Below are 15,264 nucleotides of genomic sequence, written 5' to 3'. Positions count from 1 at the left end.
ACCGGCCTGCCTGCTGCTCTGTTAATGCCAGGTCGCAAGGACCTGGAGTGTCACGCTCATGCCCAGATGGGCGGGTAAAACTGTATCTGCCGGACCAGTTTATATAACGAACGTCACCAGATGCGCAAGATGGGGACGTGGGGTATGCGCCAAGCGTTGCAGTGACGCAACAGAAGTCCGTCCCTCGAGGGGCTGCGGATCTAACAGAAAGGGCCGCACCGGCCGCCTCACGATTGACTGCAAGGCAACACGTGCGAGCCGCGCGCGCAGATGACCGGTGGAAAAAGAAAATGGACAGCGTCGCCGGTCCGCGCCTGCCTCCAGCTGCATTATTGGAATGGAAAGCTGGCGTCCGGTTTCTCAGCCAGAAACACCGGTGTGGTGTTCGACGAACGGGCCAGACCGAAACCGTCCAGGTCCCCGACACGCAGGCCCGTCGATCTTCCCGACGTCATCGCCGGCGGTGAACTGCGCGCTCTTCTGCAGACGCGCGCCCATGTACAGGCCGCCGTCGAGGCCGTAGCAGCGGTCCCTGAAAAACACGTGACCGCTTATTTCGCCCGCCAGCGGCGCTGGCAAGTAGACACCGCGCCGCGCCGCGCGACCATCAAGCCTGGCGCGCGTGGGCGCGCCTCCTTTCAGTCCTCGCTGAATCAACCGGCGAACGCCCGACTCAGATCAGTGCAGCGCAGAGCGCCACCATGATCGAGCCGATGAGGAGCACCGCGCCCACCGTCCTGCGACGATTCAATTCGGTCCACAGGATCACGCCCGTCAGCGACAGCAGGATGATGCTACCGGCAAGCGTATCGATCACCAGTACCCATCCAACGCTCATGCCAACGCCCTTGTGCAGGTTGGTAAGGGTCGCAAGCAAAGAGTTTTCCGTGCGCTTCACGGTGACGAAGTCGTTGCCGACCCAGTACTCAGCCGCGGTGTTCTCCTTTGGTGAGGCAAAGCTGATCTGCCACTGCTCCGGCTGGATCAGGCTGCGCTCACCCCACGCGACCGGATGCGCCGGCTCGTTCTGTATGCGCCCAGGGTTCCCCGGCAGCTTCAGTTCCTGCTTGAGCCACCTGGCCAGCTCGCGCGGTGTCTCGGGCGCGGGTTGCGGCAGCGGCACCTGCACGGTGGAAACCGCCGGCTCCCCGGTGGAGATGCGCAATGGGCCGCCGCGATGATTCAGCAGGAAGCCGGTGGTGCCGAACAGCAGGCCGAGCGCCGCGCCCCACAGGCCGATCCAGCCGTGCACCTTGCGCAGCCACTTGATGAAGGTGATACGCCGCGAGCTTTTCGGCTGCCGGGCGGCTTCGGCACCCTGCGGGCCTGGCGGCCGCGCAGCCTTGTCGAGCGCGGGGCCCGAGCCAACGCCGGTATCGTCGATAACCGGTGTACTCATGTTTCACTCCAAAGACGCAACAGGTTGTGATAGCAACCAACGAGACTGCGGCGAGCCGCGTCGTCGGCCTGGGTTGAGTTGAGGCGTTGAATGGCCGTATCCATATCGAACAGCAACGCGCGTTGCGTATCGCTTCGCACGAGGCTTTGCGCCCAGAAGAAGCTCGCGAGCCGCACGCCGCGGGTGACGGGCGCAACCTGATGCAGGCTGGTGGCCGGATAGACGATCATGTCGCCGGCCGCCAGCTTCACCTGCTGCACGCCATAGGTATCCTCGATGATCAGTTCGCCGCCGTCGTATTCATCCGGTGCCGAGAGGAAGAGCGTCATCGAAACGTCCGTGCGCACCTTGCTGCCGTTCGGCAACAGGCGCACCGCTCCGTCCACGTGGCTGCCGAACTGCATGCCACCCTCGTAGCGGTTGAACAGCGGCGGATAGACCTGGTTCGGCAACACCGCGCTGATAAAGAGCGGATGCCGTTCGAGTTCGGCGAGAATCACATCGCCCAGTTCGCGCGCGAGCGGCGAGAACTGCTCGATCTGCTGGTTGCGTTTGACTGGCGCGCCCTGATAGCCGGCGGTGGCCCGGCCATCGACCCAGGCATCGCCCGCCGTATCGAGCCGTTCCCGTACGAAGCGCAGTTGCTCTTCGTTGAGCACATTCGGAATCTGCAGCAGCATCAGTCAATCCTTTCGCGGAGTCGCCGCATTGTACAAACAGGTTGCGTCAACACGGTGACCCCGGAAGTTCACGCAAGCCTCGATCAGAACCGGTAGTCGACCGTGGCCAGCAGCGTGCGGCCAATGCCGGGCACCGAACGGCCGCCATCGGACGGAATCAGCGCATCGTAGTAGGTCTTGTTGGTCATGTTCAGCAGGTTGAGGCGCACGTCAAACTTCTTCGCGTGATAGGCCGCGGTCATGTCCCAGCGCGTATAACCGCCGACCTCCACGTAGTTCGTGTTCGACGCGTAGCGCGGCGACATATAGCTCGGACCGCCGCCGATTTCCCAGTGAGGCGTCAGCGAGTACGTGGTCCAGAACGTCAGCGTGTTGCGCGGCGTGTTGGCCGGGACGTGGCCCTGGGTGCCATCGGCCGCCTGCAGGATGATGGCGTCCATGTACGTGTAGCCGCCGTAGACCTGCCACTTGTCGGTGATGTGGCCGGTCACGCCCGCCTGAAAGCCGTCGACGCGGATATCCCCGTCAAGCTCGTACTCGGTCGGCGAGACCTGGGTTCGCGCGTTGGTCATTTCCTCGCGGAAGAACGCGGACGTGACCGACAGGTTGCCGCCGAGCAGGTCCCACTTGCCGCCCACTTCATACGAACGGGTGGATTCCGGCGCCAGATTCTGCGTCAGGTTGGTCACCGTCAGCGCTTCGAGCGAAGGATCGAACGAGGTGCCGTAGGAGACGTAATACGATTGCCAGTCGGTCGGCTGGTAGATCGCACCGGCGCGCACGCTGGTGAAATAGTTGGTCTGAGTGGCGTACGACGGTGCGCTGATTGTGTTGTGGATCTGCGCCTGGAAGCGATCCCAGCGGAGGCCACCAATCAACTTCCAGTGATCGCCAAGCGAGGCCGTGTCGTTGAAGTAGCCGGCAATTTCGTTGGACCCGGAGTCCGCGTAGTTCCCTGTCGTGGTCGTCACCCCTGGCGGGTTGGACAGATAGGCCGGGTTGATCATCGACACGATCGGCAGGTTGTTACGCGTGTAGGCCTGGTTCGTGTAGCTGTCGTGTCCCACTTCGACACCGGCAATCAGGTCGTGCCTGATAAAGCCGGTGTTGAATTTGTATTCGAGCGTCGTGTCGTTATAGATCGAGTGATTCTGGATCACGCGGTCGTGGCTCTGCAGCTTGATGAACAGGTCCGACGGCGGCAGCGTCGTGTAGTTGCCGTTCGAAAGCGCCGGACTCGTCGCAAGCGGCCCCGTCAGCACCGCTTGCGGCGCGGTTTCGCGCGCATCGGTCATCGAATGCGAGATTTGCGTCTGGTTGCGCAGCGTGAAGTCGTCGGAGAACTTGTGCTTGATGCCCGCGTTGAACGTCTGCACATCCTGGATGGTGCGGTCGGTCGTCAGGCCGTAGAACGTGTTCTTCGGCACCGGCGACGGATGGCCGTTCAGCGCCTGGACGCCGTAGTCCGGCATGTCGTAGTTGTGCTGGATCAGCGCGGAGAGCGTGACCTCGGTCGGCGTGCCGATGCCGAAGCGCGCTTCAGGCGCGATACCGTAGTCCTTGTTCTTCTCGACATCGCGCGTCGAACCCAGGCTCTGACCGAACGCATTGATCCGGATCGCGGACGTATCCGTCAGCGGATGGTTCACGTCGACGGTGGTGCGGTAGCGGTCGTTGGTGCCGACGGTCGCCGACACTTCGCCCGACTCCTGAAGGTTAGCCTTCTTGCTGACCTGGTTGATGACGCCGCCCGTCGAGCCGCGTCCAAACAACATCGACGACGGGCCATACAGCACCTCGATCTCTTCGAGGTCGAACGTATCGCGGTAGTACTGGTTGCGGTCGCGGAAGCCGTCAAGATAGATGTCGTTCTGCGCCGTGAAACCGCGCAGGTTGACGTTATTGCCGATCTGGCCGCCTTCGGCCGCGCCAATCGTCACGCCGGGCGCATTACGCAACGCGTCCTGAAACGACGTCGCGCCTTGCGACTGCAGCACGGCCTTGTTGATGACCGTGACCGTTTGGGGAATGTCGCGTAGGGCGGTCGGTGTTTTCGCGCCTACCGTCGAGCGCTCCGCCTGGAAATCCCCCTGATCCGTCTGGCCTGACACGGCGATGGTCGGCAGCGTGCCGTTAGTGCCGTTAGTCGACGCCGCACTGGCAGACGCGCCTGGAGATGCATTGGACGACCCGCCCGCAGGCGTCGCCTGCGCGGTATCTTGCGCGGGGGTCGACGGAGCGGTCTGCGCGAACGCCGGCGCAGCAAATGGAACGGACAAAGCTAGCGCCAGCGCTGTTGCCAGCGGCGTTTTATTAAACATAGAAATCTCGTCGGTGGAAGGTCCTTGTCAGAAAACGCATGCGCCGACGGCAGCGTTTTGTGTGATCAAGGAATCGGCGGCTGGCTAGCCGGTCCTCCGGTTGACGGGAAGGAAACGGTGGGCTGGCGTTATTTGTTAATGAGAATCACTATCATTTCATATATTTCGAAACATTTCAATCGTAAGGAATTCATGCGCCCTATTTAAATCGTTTCGAATTATTACTGAAAGTAATTTGTAATTGTTCGGCCGCCCGGCGAAATGAAAATGTAATGTCCGCGCTGATGGCCAGCACTCGCCGGGAACGCGATTAAACGCAGGACGTTAAGCGTCCTTTGACGTCGACCGCCATAAAAAACGCCGGCATCGAGCCGGCGTTCTTCGGTCTGGCGAGGCGCGCGATACGCGCCTCACGCAGCGACAAGCGGTCAGAACGGCAGTTTGGCGTCCGGCTTCTCGGCCAGGATCACACGGCGGAAGTCTTCCTGAATACGCGTGAGTGCAGCGTCGTTGTCCGCCTCGAAACGCATCACGACCACCGGCGTCGTATTCGACGAACGGGCCAGACCGAAGCCATCCGGATACTCGACGCGCAGGCCGTCGATCTTCACGACATCATCGGCGCCGGTGAACTGCGCGCTCTTCTGCAGACGCCCGATCAGTTCGAAGTTCTCGCCCTCTTCTAGCTTCAGCTGCAGTTCGGGGGTGGAATGCGAGTTAGGCAGCGAATTCAGCAGCGCGCTCGGATCGGCCACGCGGGCGAGAATTTCCAGCAGACGCGCGCCCGTGTACAGGCCGTCGTCGAAGCCGTACCAGCGGTCCTTGAAGAACACGTGGCCGCTCATTTCGCCCGCCAGCGGCGCACCGGTTTCGCGCAGCTTCGCCTTCACCAGCGAGTGACCGGTCTTCCACATCAGCGGCTCGCCGCCCTTGTCCTTCACCCACTTCGCCAGATTGCGCGTGCACTTGACGTCATAGATGATCTGCGCGCCCTTGTTGCGCGACAACACTTCTTCAGCGAACAGCATCAACTGACGGTCCGGATAGATGATCTGGCCATCCTTGGTGACGACGCCGAGGCGGTCGCCGTCGCCGTCGAACGCGAAGCCGATTTCGGCGTCGGTTTCCTTCAGCGCCTTGATGACGTCCTGGAGATTCTCCGGGTGAGCCGGGTCCGGGTGGTGATTCGGGAAGTTGCCGTCGATCTCCGTGAAGAGTTCGACGAGTTCGCAGCCGAGCTTCCTGAACAGCTTCGGCGCAAGACCACCGGCCACACCATTGCCGGTATCCACGACGATCTTCAGCGGCCGCGCGAGCTTGATGTCGCTGACGATGCGATCGAGGTACACATCTGCGATGTCGTAGTCCGTATAGCTGCCGCTGCCGCTTGCGAAGTTATCGTCGACGATGCGCTGATGCAGCGCCAGGATCTGCTCGCCATAGATGGCGGCGCCGCGCAGCACCATCTTGAAGCCGTTATAGTCCGGCGGATTGTGGCTGCCCGTCACGACGATGCACGAGTCAACGCGGCGCTCGCCGCTTGCCAGCTTGAGCGGCACGCTCGCGGCAAAGTAGCCCACCGGAGTCGGCACCATGCCGACGTTGACCACGTCGACGCCCGCCGAGCGCAGGCCATCGGACAGCGCTGCAATCAGTTCAGGGCCCGACAGGCGACCGTCACGGGCCACCACGACGGCGTCGCCGCCTTGTGCACGCACTTCACTGCCGAACGCGCGGCCGATCAGACGGGCGGTATCGGCGTCGAGTGTCTTGCCGATCACGCCACGAATGTCATACGCCTTGAAGATAGATTTGGAGATCATGTTGGCTCACTTGCGTGCATTGGAAAAGTTGACCGGCACCTGATGGGGTGTTCCGCGTCATGAGTGGTCATCGCGCTGCGCCCTTGCCGGAGGCACTCCGGTTCCAACTTATAATTGCGCTTTTCAGACACGCCTTACAGACGACTATTCTAATGCTTAGACGCCCTCCTCTCACAAAGTTGCCGCTGCAGACGGCGAGGTGGGCAATCGCACCGACAGCCGTGTCACATCTGGCTATGCGGGCAGGCGCTGGATGCTGACGCCTAAACGGTTATCCGCGCGCTTCGCCAATCCCGACGTGACGCGGGCCTTTGCGAATATCGTCTGGCTCGGGCTGGAACGGGTCACGCAGATCGCTGTGGCGATCGTCATCAGCGGCATGCTGGCGCGCTACTTCGGCCCGGATACCTTCGGCAAATGGCAGTACGCCAATACGCTGCTGCTGGTGCTCTCGCCCATCACCTGGGTGTGCGGCGCCGAAATTCTCGTGCCGACCATCGTCAAGCGGCCGCCTGAACAACTGGGCACCGTACTCGGCAGCGCCTTTGCGCTGCGCCTGTCCGTCTCGGCCGGTGCGTTGCTGCTCACCTGGATCGGCATTGCCGCTGGCCTCACCGATCCGCTGGTGGGCGCAATGCTCGCCGGACTGGCCGTGACCATGCTGTTTCGCGAGCCGTTCGTGGGCGTGATCAATTCGTGGCTGCAGAGCATGACCTACAGCAAGCCGCAATTGCTTACCAGCATGAGCACCGCCGTCGTCAAGGCTGGGCTCGTGTATCTGCTGGTGCGCGCTGCGACCACGCCGTCGCGCTTCGGCTGGCTGTGGGCACTGGAGTCGGCGGCGATCGGTGCCGTGCTGCTGGTGTATTACATCGGGCGCCATGGCGGCAAGCTCGGCTGGCATCTCGACCGGTCGCTCTTCAAGCATTTCGCCACGGCCGGCACGGTGTTCTGGCTCGGCCTGATCTGCATGTACCTGTTTCTGAAACTCGACCGGCTGATGCTGGAGCGGGCCATTTCGTTTGCCGATCTCGGCCGCTATTCGGCCGCGCAGCAGTTGAACGAGAACTGGATCACACTCGCGCTGATGCTCGCACAAACCATCGCACCGGCCTTCGTCTACCGGGTGCAGGAGGCCGCTCACCTGCGCCGCAACATGTGGCGCCTGACGGCAATGACCGCGGCCTTGATGATCGGCGGCGCGGTGGTGCTCGATCTGCTGGCGGGGATCATCATCCGCCGCGTGTTCGGGCCAGCCTACGAAGGCGCCATCGAAATTTTCCGCTGGGCCGTGTGGCTCTCCGTGCCTGCCGGCATCGAGGCGATCGGCAACTTGATCGTGCTGAAATATCAGGCCAAGTTCGTGTTGCTGTCGAAGTGGCTGCTGGCACTAGCGGTCGCGTTCGTCGTCAATCTGCTGGCGATCCCACGCCTCGGCGCCTATGGCGCGCTGGTCGGACTCGCGGTGGGCTATCTGGCCGCTGCTTCGGTCAACCTCTACTACATCCGTTTCAAGCTGCGCTCATGACGAATTCATCCGCATCCGCGCATCCCTTTACTGGTTCGCCCGGCACGCTCGACGACGTCGCCGTGCTGATACCCGCTTATAACGGCCAGGCCGACGTCGACCGTACGCTCGCGTCGTTTAGCGAAGACGCGCCTGTCCATGTGCTGATTGTCGACGACGGCAGCACGCCGCCGATCGTTGCGCCTGCCCTGCCGAACCTGAAGATCGAAGTCTTGCGCATGCCGCAGAACGGCGGCATCGAGAAAGCGCTGCAGACCGGCATCGACGCCCTCGCCGAACGCGGCTTTCGCTATGCAGCACGCATCGACGCGGGCGACCTGACCGTGCCGCACCGGCTCGCGAGGCAACGTGCGTATCTCGAAGCGAACCCGCGGGTGGCGGGCCTCGGCATGTGGACCCAGGTGGTCACGCGCGATGGCCAGCCGCTGTTCATGCTGACGCCGCCCGCCGCACCGGACGCAATCCGCCGCCTGCGCTTTTACCGCAGTTGCCTCGCGCACCCCTCCATGACGCTACGGATCGACGCGGTGCGCGAAGTGGGCAACTATCGCGCGGATTACCGCTCGGCCGAAGACCTGGATCTGTTCCTGCGTCTGATGGAACGCTATGACTGCGCGAACCTGCCTGAACTGGGCCTGTACTACGAGCTGAACGAAGGCGGCATTAGCGCGACCAAACGGCGCCGTCAGGTCATGTCGACGCTGCGGCTGCAACTGCGTTACTTCAACGCGGGCAACCTGTACGACTGGCTGGGGCTCGCGAAGAACCTGCTGCATCTCGTCATGCCCTATCGCACGTTGCGGGCCGTCAAACGCAGGCTGCTTGCGCCGCGTGCCGGTCACTGAAACTGAAGCCCCCGTAAAACCTCCATGAAGCCCAACGGTCACAACGTTTCCAAAGTTTCGCTGCGCATTACACTCGTCTGCAATACTGCGTGGGCAATCTACACGTACCGGCAAGGACTGATCCGCGAGCTGGTGGCACATGGCGTCGAGGTGACGGTGCTCGCGCCGCGCGACCGCACCTTCGATCTGCTGAGCGCGATGGGCTGCCGCTGCATCGAACTGCCGGTGGCATCGAAAGGCACCAGTCCGCGCGATGACCTGCGCACGTTGTGGGCGCTTTACCGCCACTACCGGACGATCCGGCCGCACATTGTGTTTCACTATACGATCAAGCCGAACATCTACGGCTCGATTGCGGCTAAGCTGGCAGGCGTCGAATCGGTCGCGGTCACCACGGGGCTCGGCTACGTCTTCATCCAGCACAGCCGCGCGGCGCAGGTGGCTAAAAAGCTGTACCGCTTTGCGTTCCGATTCCCGCGCGAAGTCTGGTTTTTGAATCGCGACGATCAGGCCGCCTTCGTCGATCAGAAGCTGCTCGTGCATCCCGAGCGGGCCCGTCTGCTGCATGGCGAAGGGGTGGATCTCGAGCAGTTCGCCTTCACGCCGCTGCCGGACAAGGCGCATTTCGACTTCGTGCTGATCGGCCGGCTGTTGTGGGACAAGGGTGTGGGCGAATACGTGGAGGCAGCACGACGCTTGCGCGCGCGCTACCGCCACGCGCGCTTTCGTCTGCTCGGGCCGGTGGGCGTGGATAATCCCAGTGCGATCACGCGGGAAGAAGTGGCCGCGTGGGAGCAGGAAGGCGTGATCGAATACCTCGGCGAGGCGCACGATGTGCGGCCGTTTATCGCCGCAGCCGATTGCGTCGTATTACCCTCGTATCGTGAGGGCGTGCCGCGCACGTTGATGGAAGCGTCGGCGATGGGCCGGCCGATCGTCGCGACCGATGTGCCCGGCTGCCGGGAAGTGGTCGCAGATGGCGTCAATGGTTTGCTGTGCGAAGTCCGCAACGCGGAGAGTCTTGCGGATCGGCTCGCACAGATGCTCGACATGAGCGGCGATGCACGCCGCGCCATGGGCGAACGCGGCCGGCAGAAAGTTGCCGCCGAGTTCGACGAGCGTGTGGTGGTAGAAAAATATAAGGACCTGGTTCGCAACTTAACGGGCGTTTCACTTTAACGGAGCAACAGCATGGCCACGAAGGGCACGATTCTGGTAACGGGCGGCGCGGGTTTCATTGGCTCGCATACGTGCGTCGAACTGTTGAACGGCGGCTACGACGTCGTCGTAATCGACAATCTCGTGAACAGCAATCGCGAATCGCTCCGGCGCGTCGAACAGATCGCCGGCCGCGCCGTGACGTTCTACGAAGCCGACGCGCGCGACGAAGCAGCGCTGCAGCGCATTTTCGACGCACATCCGGTGACGGGCGCGATTCACTTTGCGGCGTTGAAGGCAGTGGGCGAATCGGTGGCGAAGCCGATCGAGTACTACAGCAACAACGTCGGCAGCCTGCTCACGCTGCTTAGCGTGATGCGCGATCGCAATGTGAAGCAGTTTGTGTTCAGCTCGTCGGCCACCGTGTATGGCGTGCCGAAGAGCTCACCGATCGATGAGTCGTTTCCGCTGTCCGCAACGAACCCTTATGGACAGTCGAAGCTGATCGCCGAGCAGGTGCTGCGCGATCTCGAAGTGTCGGACCCGAGCTGGCGCATTGCAACGCTGCGCTATTTCAATCCGGTGGGCGCGCATGAAAGCGGCCTGATTGGCGAAGATCCGGCCGGCGTTCCGAACAATCTGATGCCGTATGTCGCGCAGGTGGCAGTGGGCAAGCTCGAGAAACTGCGAGTATTCGGCGGCGACTACGACACGCCGGATGGCACCGGCGTACGCGATTACATCCATGTGGTGGATCTGGCGCGTGGTCACCTCGCCGCACTCGATGCGCTGAAGAAGCACGACGCGAGCTTTGTGGTGAACCTGGGGACGGGCCAGGGGTATAGCGTGCTCGACGTGGTAGGCGCGTTCGAAAAGGCGTCAGCCCGGCTGGTGCCGTATGAGATCGTGGCGCGGCGACCGGGGGATGTGGGTTCGTGCTACGCCGATCCGGCGGCGGCGGCGAAGCTGCTCGGTTGGCGGGCGGAGTTTGGCATCGAGCGGATGTGTGCCGACCACTGGCGCTGGCAGGAGCAGAATCCGCGGGGATACAACGTGTAAACGTCTCGAACCGGGCCAGTTGAACAGCGCTGACTGCCTGGGCAGGCCCGGGCTGCGTCAGCCTTTGCCAGCCCAGGCGCAACCACTTTCGCGTTCGGGTGCAGCCCTCGAGAGGTCGCCGAAAATAAATTCTCGCCGGCTTGCGCGCCGGCGGATCTATGCGATATCATCCATTCGCTATCCCGCCGTTCTCGGCAAGACTCACCCCTGATCTTCAGGGTATCAACAGCAACTGCTGTTTCGCCTTGGGCCCTGCGCCCGGGCGTCGATCCACAGGACAGGTAAGCCATTACCTGTCAATTTCGAGTGGTTGTCCATGGGCTGCCGTAAGCGCGCCCTACTCGAGGATCGATCTGGTCTGCTTCGCGCCACGTCTGGCGCCTGCGTCCCTTCAGCTCTCCCCGCATTTGATCAATCGTGCCGTTTCTTATGGCACATCAACAGCCCACGCGCGCTGCATGCGCGCCGGCCTTCTACCTTGCACATGCGATCGGCGCCAGCCGCCGCATGTAAGGCAGAGCCACTTCCGGGCGCCAGACTTCCAAGCAAGCAGACCACCCCTATCCAAAACATCGGATCTCCCAACTCAACACTTTTTTCCTGGTGTGTCTTCTAGCCCGCCTCCCCATGAACCAGCAACGCCTCCCAGGCACCACAGCTGGCCGTTCCGCCCCTGCATGACCAGCGTGATTCAACACGGCTAAAAGGCCGCAGTCATATGGCGCGGCACGTCCGCGCCCCGGGGGGTGCGCTCGCGCTTTCCGCCAGCACGCGACGCACATTTGCCACCGCCTGGCTTGCTGCTTTGAGAGGAGGATATACCTATGGCCATGCTTGCCGACGCCATCCACCAGATCTCCGAGGCGAATGCCATTTTGGGTGGTAGCGTCAAACATCAGAAAAACCGGCGTTATCTGGTTACGCCGTTTCTGCGCTTCCTGCGTGATCTATTGAAGGCTCTGACGCGTTCTTTGGCCGACATCAGGCCCTGGCATGTGAAGATGTATGCGGTCCATCGTATTGTTGCAGGTGCGACGCCTGAGCACATGGCGAACGAATTCTCGGCCATCCGCGTCGTTTGCCGGGCACTGGGGAACAACATCAGTAAGAGCTGCAGCAACCAGCAGCTCGGCCTGCCTCTTCGCATTCGCAAGGGCGCCCGCCGCGCCCAGTCGCAGGAAGAAATCAAGGCGCTGCTTGAGCGTGCCGCCCGCATCGACCGCGGTCTTGTGCACCTGATTGCCCTCGCTCGCCTCCTGGGGCTGCGCAGGATGGAAGCCCTCATGTGCGCCCGGGATCTGCGCATGTGGCGCGATGCGCTGCTCAACGGCAAAACCACACTCCACGTGATGAGGGGGGCCAAGAACCTGCGCCCCCGGGAAGTAGAAGTGCTGGAGAGCCACCGTGCCGAGACCCTCGCGGCGATTGAAGCCGCCCTGCAGTATGCCGTCGCGCATAACTATGAACTCATTACGGGGCGCGGCAGGACGTTGGAGTCAGCGCTTAACCGACTTAAAAGTCTGCTGCGTCGATCAGGGATGGTCGGAGAACTATCTTTCCATAGCCTCCGGTACACCTATGCGCTCGATCTGGCACATCAGCTTCTGGATAGCGGCGTAGCTCCCTACGAGACACTGGTTCGCCTGAGCGGTGCGATGGGTCATGGTCCGAGTCGTACGTTCATGACTTGTGCCTACTACTGTCAGCCGATCGCGGAGCGCTTCAAGGGCTGCATGAAGCTTGGTAAAAGCGAGGCGCATCGCCGCAGTCCGGCAACGAAAGTACCTCGCGCAACAGCACGGCGCGAGGCAAAGCTGAAGCACGCGCGCCTGAGTGGATTTCCCATCGGTCGGATGGATTTCCCAACGAACGCGTTACCTGTGGCGGATGCACCCACTGTCCGCAGGCGTACCGGTGGAAGCCGGCGCCAGCCCGTGTTTTGAAAAGTTTGACGCATGGCTCACGATCTCACCAGCTGCACACAGACGATCTGATGGATCTGCATCCCGATCACCCATTCACATAGATAGGATACCGATATTTTTATGAAACAGTATGATAAACGAGTCTCCGTCGAACCGGCCAGCACGCCATTGCTCGTGCAAGGCCTGACGTCGGGCGCCACGCCCGTCACGCCCTCCACGATCACCGCGATCCAGACGACGCCCGGGATACCAGTGATGTCCGGGACGCCCACATGCTCCGAGGCAGCGCTATCTGCTGGCACCGGTGCCGCAGACACCGGTGCCACGTCGCTGCAACCGCAGATACATGTAGAGGTACAGACTGTCATCAACAGCACAGGTTGCAATGCACACGTGGGCGAACTCCTGCTTGATACCTGGGTTGCATACAGCACGTTCGCTGGAGAGCACGGCACGCTGCCCGCACGGCTTGAAGACATCGGTCCCGACGAGCTGACCCGGTTCGTCGTGCACGCCCGATCTGTCGAAAAGAATATCGATGCGCTCCTCACGATGCTGACCATGCTGGGCACCCTCCTGGTGTATGCCGGGCATAACCCGCGCGTCCTCGCTGTATTGACTACTGCTGTCCGGAGAATGCGCGTCCAGAATGCCCCCAACGGCAAACGCGCGTATGAGCGCCGGCTCGCCGAGCCGGCTTCAGGACCGTATACCGATTCAGGAAACGAGGTCTGAAAACGTGCGGAAGGCTCACCCGGTGGCAACGTGAAAGCGCGATTACGAGGGGCGCCCTTCCGCCCTCTTTCCGCCCGCTGGCAACCGCCCTCAAGCGACCGCGCGCTTCCGGGCAAACATTAACCCTCTCTTCAAATGCACTCACCGGGAGAACACGAATGAACACCGACTATGCCACCGCGATCGATACGACAATTTGCGCACTCGATCCGGTCAACACGCTGAAACTCGCCGCTAATCAATCTGGGATGATGCATTTCCCTCTTAAAGGCAGGACGGTGGTCGACCCTCTGCTCACACCGCATCTGTTGCGTGAACCTGGGGTGCAGGAGCATTGGATGCGCCAGTACGGCCTTGGCGTGAGCGCGTGCGTGAGTGCAGACTGCGCTACGTGGTGGCTGATGAGTTCGCGAAGCGCCACCTGCAGCAAATACGAGAATGCATTCCAGGAGGCGCTTGCAGATGCAGTGTGGGTCGCAACTCACGCCAGGGTCGCACGGGAGGCGATGCGCGCAGCGGTTCGGGATGCAGCGTTTGTGATGGAAATCATGTGGGAAATCGTGATGAAAATTCCTGAAACCCGTCAATCGGAGCGGTGGGCGGCAACGTCCAGGCATGCTGAGCCGTATTAGATTCAGGACGACGACAAAAGCGACCGCGAGACACAAACCGGACTTAGCGAGGCTGCTGAGATGGGTTGCGTGACAGAAATCGGCACCTGAGTACCTGTCTCGAAAGGTCAGCTAACACGCCCGCCAATGCCGGTGCCGATGAACGGACCGCCGGGAGGAGATCTCCCGCGCACGGAAAAGGAACGCGCCGTCGCAAACGACCTGGGCGGCGGGTCTCCTCCAAAAGGCCACGGCAACAACAGCAACAACATGAATGCTATAAGCCTTCCAATGCATCGCGCACTGCCCCGGTGAAATACGACCAGATTTATCCCATTAGATACAGGGAACATCGCCCCCGTGAACGCGGAGAGCACCTTCAGCTTCGGCCTATTGGGAGAACCGGCCACCAAAAGCATTCGGCAGGCAGACAATCTATGACGCATCGATTAATTCATTAGATATCCTTAATGTATTTTTTGCCAAGGGTAGGTCCGAGTAGAAAGTTCGCGCCTCGGGTCGTACCGGATCAACGCCGCACACCATCGTGCAATTTACGCTGCCGGGAATACCGGTTGATCTTCCGATAATCTTCGACGATCCAGTCATGCACCTGACTGATCAGCAGTGCGTCAAGCATACATGCGACGCGGGCCGTACCAGCCCGGTACCCTTCATCATCGACTGGGTCGTATCGGACCTGCCCAGAGCCCCCGGTTGCCGAACCGCCCTACCGTACGTCGCTGACTCTGGAAGGCCATACACATAAATATGTGTAACACATATATATGTGTGTTACAGTTTGAATGATTCTGTATGGAGGTCGTCATCATGGCGGAAACCGTTAATTTCACAGGCGCAGTCGATCGCGACCTGCTCAGGCGCGCCAAGATCCTCGCGGCAAAGTCGGACACGTCCGTGAACGCGCTGTTTAATGCCGAATTACGCTATCTGGTCGAGACGTTCGAGGCAGCGGAAGCCAGTGGCAACCAGAACTTTCGAACCCTGTTCGATTTCTCGCTTGGTCGCGTCGACGACAGGCAGGCGATGCAGGCGCTGGGTATTGACGCCGACGAAGACCTGTTCCTGCTTATGGCTCAAGCCCACCTGCCGATGCCACGGTTGCCCGAGCTTAATACGCGTCGCATGGTTGACGACCTGAGCGCGCTGCCCAAATAGC

The 15,264-nt window shown here is 61.5% G+C and carries 12 protein-coding genes and 1 pseudogene; 8 read left to right on the top strand and 5 right to left on the bottom strand.

Annotated elements, in window-relative coordinates; all coding sequences use genetic code 11:
• Positions 1–329 precede the first annotated feature (329 nt).
• The 5 genes and pseudogenes from P3T40_RS37535 to P3T40_RS37515 form a co-directional block, all read right to left on the bottom strand.
• Positions 330–573 (bottom strand): annotated as a pseudogene (locus P3T40_RS37535) (phosphomannomutase/phosphoglucomutase); the annotation flags it as partial.
• 100 nt (positions 574–673) lie between these two features.
• Entirely contained in the window at positions 674–1,399 is a 726-nt protein-coding gene (locus tag P3T40_RS37530) for a PepSY-associated TM helix domain-containing protein (protein ID WP_429272754.1), read from the bottom strand.
• The gene (locus tag P3T40_RS37525; RefSeq protein ID WP_429272753.1) at positions 1,396–2,079 is read right to left on the bottom strand and encodes a Fe2+-dependent dioxygenase; all 684 of its coding nucleotides are present in this window, start codon (positions 2,077–2,079) and stop codon (positions 1,396–1,398) included. Before P3T40_RS37525 ends, P3T40_RS37530 begins: the two co-directional genes overlap by 4 nt.
• Before the next feature lie 83 nt (positions 2,080–2,162).
• A complete protein-coding gene (locus P3T40_RS37520) occupies positions 2,163–4,400 on the bottom strand; it encodes a TonB-dependent receptor (protein WP_429272752.1) in 2,238 nt (745 codons plus the stop codon).
• Between the two features lie 428 nt (positions 4,401–4,828).
• The gene (locus tag P3T40_RS37515; protein ID WP_429272751.1) at positions 4,829–6,223 is read right to left on the bottom strand and encodes a phosphomannomutase/phosphoglucomutase; all 1,395 of its coding nucleotides are present in this window, start codon (positions 6,221–6,223) and stop codon (positions 4,829–4,831) included.
• Positions 6,224–6,476: 253 nt separating this feature from the next.
• On the opposite strand from P3T40_RS37515, the gene P3T40_RS37510 reads away from it, so the two are divergent.
• The 8 genes from P3T40_RS37510 (at position 6,477) to P3T40_RS37475 (ending at position 15,263) form a co-directional block, all read left to right on the top strand.
• Positions 6,477–7,751, top strand: coding sequence for an oligosaccharide flippase family protein (locus P3T40_RS37510; protein ID WP_429272750.1), 1,275 nt, complete (start codon positions 6,477–6,479; stop codon positions 7,749–7,751).
• A complete protein-coding gene (locus tag P3T40_RS37505; protein WP_429272749.1) occupies positions 7,748–8,596 on the top strand; it encodes a glycosyltransferase in 849 nt (282 codons plus the stop codon). The genes P3T40_RS37510 and P3T40_RS37505 overlap by 4 nt, the downstream gene beginning before the upstream one ends.
• Before the next feature lie 24 nt (positions 8,597–8,620).
• On the top strand, positions 8,621–9,775 hold the full coding sequence (locus tag P3T40_RS37500; protein WP_429272748.1) for a glycosyltransferase family 4 protein: 1,155 nt from the start codon (positions 8,621–8,623) through the stop codon (positions 9,773–9,775).
• A gap of 12 nt (positions 9,776–9,787) precedes the next feature.
• Positions 9,788–10,813: a UDP-glucose 4-epimerase GalE gene (gene galE, locus P3T40_RS37495; RefSeq protein WP_429272747.1), complete on the top strand. Its 1,026-nt coding sequence runs from the start codon at positions 9,788–9,790 to the stop codon at positions 10,811–10,813.
• A gap of 824 nt (positions 10,814–11,637) precedes the next feature.
• Positions 11,638–12,756, top strand: a complete 1,119-nt coding sequence (locus P3T40_RS37490) for an integrase domain-containing protein (protein ID WP_429272746.1) — start codon at positions 11,638–11,640, stop codon at positions 12,754–12,756.
• Positions 12,757–12,858: 102 nt separating this feature from the next.
• Positions 12,859–13,473: a hypothetical protein gene (locus tag P3T40_RS37485; protein ID WP_429272745.1), complete on the top strand. Its 615-nt coding sequence runs from the start codon at positions 12,859–12,861 to the stop codon at positions 13,471–13,473.
• Positions 13,474–13,631: 158 nt separating this feature from the next.
• Positions 13,632–14,105, top strand: coding sequence for a hypothetical protein (locus P3T40_RS37480; RefSeq protein ID WP_429272744.1), 474 nt, complete (start codon positions 13,632–13,634; stop codon positions 14,103–14,105).
• 810 nt (positions 14,106–14,915) lie between these two features.
• Positions 14,916–15,263: a hypothetical protein gene (locus P3T40_RS37475; protein WP_429272743.1), complete on the top strand. Its 348-nt coding sequence runs from the start codon at positions 14,916–14,918 to the stop codon at positions 15,261–15,263.
• Position 15,264: the final 1 nt, after the last annotated feature.

It is taken from the genome of Paraburkholderia sp. EB58, from assembly GCF_050436665.1.
Taxonomy (GTDB): Bacteria; Pseudomonadota; Gammaproteobacteria; order Burkholderiales; family Burkholderiaceae; genus Paraburkholderia.
This window is presented reverse-complemented; position numbering and strand designations above follow the sequence as displayed.

Coding starts and splice junctions, on each gene's coding strand:
- P3T40_RS37530 (WP_429272754.1), bottom strand. CDS start 1,399: ATGAGTACACCGGTTATCGACGATACCGGCGTTGGCTCGGGCCCCGCG.
- P3T40_RS37525 (WP_429272753.1), bottom strand. CDS start 2,079: ATGCTGCTGCAGATTCCGAATGTGCTCAACGAAGAGCAACTGCGCTTC.
- P3T40_RS37520 (WP_429272752.1), bottom strand. CDS start 4,400: ATGTTTAATAAAACGCCGCTGGCAACAGCGCTGGCGCTAGCTTTGTCC.
- P3T40_RS37515 (WP_429272751.1), bottom strand. CDS start 6,223: ATGATCTCCAAATCTATCTTCAAGGCGTATGACATTCGTGGCGTGATC.
- P3T40_RS37510 (WP_429272750.1), top strand. CDS start 6,477: ATGCTGACGCCTAAACGGTTATCCGCGCGCTTCGCCAATCCCGACGTG.
- P3T40_RS37505 (WP_429272749.1), top strand. CDS start 7,748: ATGACGAATTCATCCGCATCCGCGCATCCCTTTACTGGTTCGCCCGGC.
- P3T40_RS37500 (WP_429272748.1), top strand. CDS start 8,621: ATGAAGCCCAACGGTCACAACGTTTCCAAAGTTTCGCTGCGCATTACA.
- galE (WP_429272747.1), top strand. CDS start 9,788: ATGGCCACGAAGGGCACGATTCTGGTAACGGGCGGCGCGGGTTTCATT.
- P3T40_RS37490 (WP_429272746.1), top strand. CDS start 11,638: ATGGCCATGCTTGCCGACGCCATCCACCAGATCTCCGAGGCGAATGCC.
- P3T40_RS37485 (WP_429272745.1), top strand. CDS start 12,859: ATGAAACAGTATGATAAACGAGTCTCCGTCGAACCGGCCAGCACGCCA.
- P3T40_RS37480 (WP_429272744.1), top strand. CDS start 13,632: ATGAACACCGACTATGCCACCGCGATCGATACGACAATTTGCGCACTC.
- P3T40_RS37475 (WP_429272743.1), top strand. CDS start 14,916: ATGGCGGAAACCGTTAATTTCACAGGCGCAGTCGATCGCGACCTGCTC.